4 protein-coding genes and 1 tRNA gene are annotated in these 6459 nt (G+C 41.3%); 1 reads left to right on the top strand and 4 read right to left on the bottom strand.

Going from position 1 to position 6459, the window contains the following annotated elements; all coding sequences use genetic code 11:
- Positions 1–538, top strand: a 538-nt coding sequence (locus tag HMPREF0501_RS06435) for an IS30 family transposase (protein WP_006917108.1), incomplete at its 5' end; no start/stop codon positions are given.
- Positions 539–768: 230 nt separating this feature from the next.
- On the opposite strand, the gene HMPREF0501_RS06430 is transcribed toward HMPREF0501_RS06435, so the two are convergent.
- The 4 genes from HMPREF0501_RS06430 to HMPREF0501_RS06415 all read right to left on the bottom strand — a co-directional run bounded on the left by HMPREF0501_RS06430 (position 769) and on the right by HMPREF0501_RS06415 (position 6350).
- A tRNA-Thr gene (locus tag HMPREF0501_RS06430) sits at positions 769–841 on the bottom strand.
- A 107-nt stretch (positions 842–948) separates the two neighbouring features.
- Positions 949–3192, bottom strand: a complete 2244-nt coding sequence (locus HMPREF0501_RS06425; RefSeq protein ID WP_006917107.1) for a DEAD/DEAH box helicase — start codon at positions 3190–3192, stop codon at positions 949–951.
- A 15-nt stretch (positions 3193–3207) separates the two neighbouring features.
- A complete protein-coding gene (locus tag HMPREF0501_RS06420) occupies positions 3208–4539 on the bottom strand; it encodes an ATP-binding protein (RefSeq protein WP_006917106.1) in 1332 nt (443 codons plus the stop codon).
- A complete protein-coding gene (locus HMPREF0501_RS06415) occupies positions 4539–6350 on the bottom strand; it encodes a TerB N-terminal domain-containing protein (RefSeq protein ID WP_006917105.1) in 1812 nt (603 codons plus the stop codon). Before HMPREF0501_RS06415 ends, HMPREF0501_RS06420 begins: the two co-directional genes overlap by 1 nt.
- Between the last annotated feature and the right edge of the window lie 109 nt (positions 6351–6459).

Below are 6459 nucleotides of genomic sequence, written 5' to 3'. Positions count from 1 at the left end.
CGCTAAAGAAAAGCGTGGTACGTTCAGTCACGGCCGCTCCATTGAGGAGCGTTCTCATAAAGTCGAAACTCGCCAGGAGTTCGGCCACTTTGAAGCTGATACCGTACTTTCTGGCAAACGTAAAGGTCAAGCTGTGGCTACTTTTGTGGAGCGTAAGAGTCGCCTGACAATTGTTAAACGGCTCCATGGTCGCGACAGTCAGGCCATGACTCAAGCCGTACTTGAACTAGCTAGTCAACTTCAAGACAAGCTCAAGACGCTTACCGTAGATCATGGTAAAGAGTTCGCTAACTACCAGGCAATTGAGCAGCGAACTGGTACTCCGGTTTATTTTGCCCATGCTTATTCACCACATGAACGCGGTAGTAATGAGAACCGTAACCGAGTTTTGCGACGGTTTATTCCCAAGGGACAAGCCATTGAAGAACTAAGTGATTACCAACTGGTTCAAATCAATTGGTATCTGAATTCACGGCCACTTAAATGTCTTAATTGGCATACACCAATCGAGATCTTCTTGCTTAATCTACGTCACTAAATTTGTTCAAGTTATTTCTTGCAATCTGCCATAAATTTTATTTTTAACACATTTTAACACGCAACCGTCCTTGCTATATCAACAATCCAAGCACTTCAACCACTCAAAAACCGTTTACCAACATCCACCCGTGTTAACAAACGTGTTAAAATAGCGCCATTTAAGCGACGAAAAAAGCCTGTAACGCCAACGATAATCGCTGGTATTACAGGCTTATGTGTTCTTTGTAGTGCTCACTAAAGGATTCGAACCTTCGACCTCATCATTACTAATGACGTGCTCTGCCAACTGAGCTAAGTGAGCATTAATCAACAAAAAATAGTATATCAAATTGACAATTAAAAGGGAACCCCTATTTTAAAAATAAATCAAAAAATCTCATGGTTTTTCATTAGCACCATGAGATCCTTCTAGTTCTTTATTTTTTCATGTTCAGCACACATTTGCGCGACACACTTTTTCATTTCTGCAATATCTAGGACACTTTCCGCAAACTCTTTGCGTACCAACTCATCTGGTAAATATTCATCATACTTATCAAACACCGGCACTTCCTTAGGATATACCAAGTCCATAGGCGTAAAATCTTTGGCAGCCTCTTCCCTAATAATTTGGAAGAACTCATCCGCTGAAGCATCCATTGCAAATTCCATAAAGTACGGTCGTGATGAATTAAAGCCGCGTAAATTCAATCGTTTAGCGCATTTTATTCTTAACAGTCGTTCTAACGCAAGAAAAGCATAACTTCCTGTCCACGGCAATAAACACCACATTTTACCACCCAAATTAATTAACTGTTGCTGCGGGATTCCAGCAATATTACAAGTATCACGAGCCTGCGTTAATCGTGCCTGAGCGTTATTCATCAGGTACGGATACATTGTACTTTCATTCAATACCTGGCGCATTCGCTGGAGAATTTTCGGCTGAATATCACCCGGAACGTCCCCAAAGTACGCCGGAATACGGCCCTTCACTTCATGACAATAGACTTGATGCCGTTTCCGATCCACATCTTCAACTACCCAAACCCGTCCTGCGATGGCAATTTTATCGCCAACCGGTGGGGGCTTAACAATTGTTCCTAATTCTTCTGATCCAGCATGAACACTGTATTCAACGTTTTCTTGAAAGACAGCATAAAATTTAAAATTATTGACAACTCGTTCACCAGCTAAGCCAACAATTAAGCCACCATTTTCGGTTTGTTGAATTTGGTTGGTCTTAATCAAATGGCGTAATAAAACTTTATAGTCAGCTTGACTAACGTTATGAAAATAGGTCAATGGTAAAACCCGTGAGGCTAGTTCAGCCGGGGTCATTTCACCACTCGACGCCAACGTACTCATTGTTTGATGATAAAGCAAACTGTATGGGAGACGATTAGGCGCCGGTGGTTCACCCCACCGCTCTTCTAAGTACAGTTGCACTAATGCAATCCCCTGCAACAATGGCCACGGAATTAAATCTGGTAGCATGGCCCGTGATTCTGGATGTTCTTCACGCATCACAAAATGCATTTCCAGTGGATTGCCACGTCGACCGGTCCGGCCCATCCGTTGCAAAAATCCCGAGACGGTAAACGGCGCATCAATCTGAAAAGCACTCTCTAATTTACCAACATCAATTCCTAACTCTAACGTTGCCGTGGCACACGTGGTCATGTAAGCATCTTCATCCTTCATCGCGTCTTCAGCCGTCTGCCGCAGTGCTGGTGATAGATTACCATGGTGAATCAGAAAACGGTCTGGTTCATGACGGTAGGCACAATACTCACGCAACATTTGGCACACGGCTTCACACTCTTCACGACTATTTGTAAAGACTAGGCATTTCTTACCCCGTGTATGCTCAAAAATATAACCAATCCCTGGATCAGCTAACTCTGGGGCTTTATCAGTTTTCGAACCAATTAACTGATTATTTTCCTCTTGATTCTTTGCTGCTTGTGGTCCCATCTTATAGAAATGTTCCATTGATAGCCGCCAAATTTGCCGGGTGTTTTTAACTTTTGGTGTTACTGTTTGGTGACTGCTTCCTGCTCCTAAAAACTGACTGGCCGCTTCAGTATTGCCGATCGTTGCGGATAATCCAATCCGTCGCGGATCAATCCCAGCTAATTTTGATAAACGTTCAATTAAACAGAAAGTTTGACCACCTCGGTCACTCCGCAAGAATGAATGCAGCTCATCAATCACAATGAACCGTAAGCCATGAAATAAGCGTGGAATATCCATATGTTTGTTGATCATAAAGGATTCCAGCGATTCAGGTGTAATTTGCAACACCCCACGCGGATTTTTCAGCATTCGGCGTTTTTGTGATTGTGAAACATCACCATGCCATCGCCAAATCGGGAAATCCTGATCTTCGCAGAGGTCCGTTAGTCGCCGGTATTGATCGTTAATTAACGCTTTTAAAGGTGCAATGTATAGGCACCCAATGGAATCGACGGGATGTTCAGTTAATTCCGTTAAAATTGGGAAAAAAGCTGCCTCGGTCTTTCCCGCTGCGGTTGATGCTGACAGGAGGACGTTGTGATCAGTTTTAAAGATTTCTTCGGCGGCTGCCACCTGAATTGGTCGTAATGTTTGCCAACCTTGTTCATAAATATAATCTTGAATAAATGGCGCATACCGTGAAAAAACGTCCATTCTCCTGCCCTCCTTTTATAAGGTAAATTCAGTATAATCTTTCGTTTTCTGATCGCTAACGGCAGATTGTTCCGTATATGTAAATTGATCAGAATTCAATAGTTCCTCAATTGTCGTCGATGGGTTTTGCCATACAATATCCAACATTTCAATAAAGTCACGGATAACCTCCCGTGGTGTTATATTGGTATCCGCTCCAATCCGAGCGTACTCAATTTTGATAAATTTAGCAAGGTCATCATCAGTAACGGTGCGCTGATAGCCATACAAGCCAGCATGCATATCAGCCAATTTTTCGGTCAATACCAACATTTCCTCCGGTGTCAGTGGATCTAGCTTAATCACCGGTGCATACATATCGCGGGCTCCAGCTTGAGAGAATTTTCCCTCAGCTAATCGTGACCTCAAAGCTTCATAGCTGTAAACACCTCGTCGGCGGTCCTCAATTGCTTGCGGGGTCCCGCCCATCAAAATCCCCAGATACTTTGCCTTTCCCTGCAAAGCATCGTTGTACATCGTTAAGATCTTTTCATAGTTGTATTGACGACTGATACTATTCGGGATTTTGTAGATATTTACTAATTCATCAATCATGATGATCAAGCCAGCATAGCCCGCTTGACGGAAGAAACTAGCAAATAGTTTCAAATATTCGTACCAATCATCGTCAGAAATGATAATGTTAACACCTAATTCCTGCTTAGCTTCCGTCTTGTGGGTGTACTCCCCACGAAACCACTTAATAACCTTAGCCTTAGTTTCATCATCGTTATTAAGATAAGCATGATAATACATGTTTAGTAACTTAGCAAAATCAAAACCGTGCACCAGTTCACTTAAAGAGGAAATCACTGCATAGATTTTCTTATCCGTGTTTTCGACAAATTTTGGATCGTCATCGCTCAGTCCAGTTTCGGTAGCTACTTGCGTCTGCACAGAGTTAATCCACCGATCAAGAATTAAGGTAAGTGCACCACCCTCAGGACGGGTCTTAGTTGCTAAATTTTGAATTAATTCCCGATAGGTCGCTAACCCTTGTCCCTTAGTGCCTTGTAACCGTCGTTCTGGTGACAGATCGCCATCAACGACCACAAAATTTTTGTCCATCACGTAATTACGGATTGTCTGAAGCAAGAAACTCTTTCCGGATCCGTAACGACCGACAATGAAGTGGAAGGCAGCCCCACCTTCTGCTACGACATCAACATCATGCAGGAGGGCCTCAATTTCTGCTTTACGGCCGACCGTAATATAAGGAAGACCAATCCGCGGAACAACTCCTCCTTTCAGCGAATTTAGAATCGTTTGAGCAATTCTTTTTGGTACCCGTCGCTTCTTCTCTGGCATTATGCATCATCCTCCTTTAGTAGTTCTCGTAGATCATCTTTATAATCATCAATTACTTCTGGCTCATCTTGATCATTAAACTCGATTACTGAGTCACCAATCTCGTCGAAAAGTTTTTCGTTAATTGAATCTACCAAAATTGACACCATCAAATGATGTTTCTTTAAATAATCTTGATACGGCTTTTGATCAAGCAATGCGTGTACTAAGTATCGTTCGTTGATATTTAAAATATCATTTACCGCATCATCTGATACCGCAGACGAATCTTCAACCTGGTTAACTGATGACGGATCTGGGATCAGTTCATCATCAGCCTGTTTCTCTTCATCAGTCAACAAACTGTCACGGGTTGCCGAAGCATCTGATCGAATTTGATCTAGTGAAGAAAGGTTTAGCTCAATCTTTGGCTGACGTGCTAACACTTCCTGCTTTTGATATTCTTCTAATCCTGAACTGACTAATTGCAATATTTGCGAATCTAATTGTCGCGGTTTTAAAGGGTGACCGAGATGAAATTGCTGTCGAGCAAGTCGATCCAACTCATGAAAAAAAGTGTTTAAACGTTTTTGTTGATCTTTGAGTGGGTACCATGCATTGCAATAGTATTTACGATCCTTAAACTGGTATGTTCGTTCCGAATCAATTGGATATTCCGTTAATCGTGGTTGCCGGTGAAAAGCAAAAACAGCTCCTGCAAAAAAGTATTTGGCACTTAATGTCTGAGTAGCAATCAGATTAGTAAATATTTGTGGGTTCTTTTGCAAAGCGAATTGCCAAACCATTACTACAACTTCAGTCCACTTTGCCGGTGATGTTTTATATAAAAGACACTTCTTCAAATAAGGACTATGTTCCAAAAAAATATCCATAACTTTAGTTACTGAGTAATCTTCAGGATGACGTAGAATATGATATTCATGGTCCACCTTCAGTTGGTCTGCAAACACCTGATTCGCTTTTGTGCGTTCTAAGCCATAGTACAAAACATAATCCTGCATCCACTGATGTAAATAGTCCTTCATCCGCTGTCCATAGCTAGCAGCATATTTTTGATCAAATTCAAGGAGCTTTTGAAACCCGTCATTGGGATCTTTTACTCCGATATTGTTAAGTAGCTCATAAATATAAACATATGCGTAAGAAGTACTACTGACAGTAAAATTGCCCTTGCGTAACTGCGTCCGCCAAGTAAAGTAGGTCCGCAGTTGGTGACCGTTCATTGCATGATAATCTGGATAATAACGACGCAATTCATAAATTTGATCATAGTCATCTTCATAATTAGCCACCATCTGCCCCTGACGATAAAAATTTTCTCCTTGTTCGTTCATGGGTAAAATGGTGTAGTCATAACTCGCCATCATTTTTTCTAATTGTTCAGGGAGTCGATGCTTTTGAGCTAACTGTTGACGTTGCGGAATAAGTTGAGATTGATATTTTGAATCAGTATCATCGCTTGGTAAATACACCAATTGTTGCGCAATGAAATTTTGGTTACCATTTGTTGCTGATTTGAACGCATAATCCAAAACATTAAAAAGATCTTGTGCTTTAATCTGGTTTAACTGAATTCCGACCCATTCCGGATAATTCATTAACTGTGGTTCTGTAAATCCTTGTAAATTTTGAATTGTTGCTGCAAAATTAGGACATTTAACATCAAGTTGCGGGGTGGAAACTGATAAAACTATAAAGGGGTTGTGAGCCGTAACTTCAACTATTTGTAAATTTAATGGATCGGCTGCTGACTTTTGGAATGTTAAGCCATACTTATTTAAAAGATAATCCTTTAGGGCCTGCCGTTCCATTACTCTCCCTCCACTCCGTACATACGTTCTAGGTACGATTATACCAGACTTTAAATTCTTTGGTAGTACAAAAAAACGCAGACTGTCATACAGTCTGCGTTTAATATTT

This window comes from Limosilactobacillus coleohominis 101-4-CHN, assembly GCF_000161935.1.
Classification (GTDB): Bacteria; Bacillota; Bacilli; order Lactobacillales; family Lactobacillaceae; genus Limosilactobacillus; species Limosilactobacillus coleohominis_A.
Note: the sequence above shows the minus strand (reverse complement) of the source record. Positions and strands in the feature narration are given on the sequence as shown.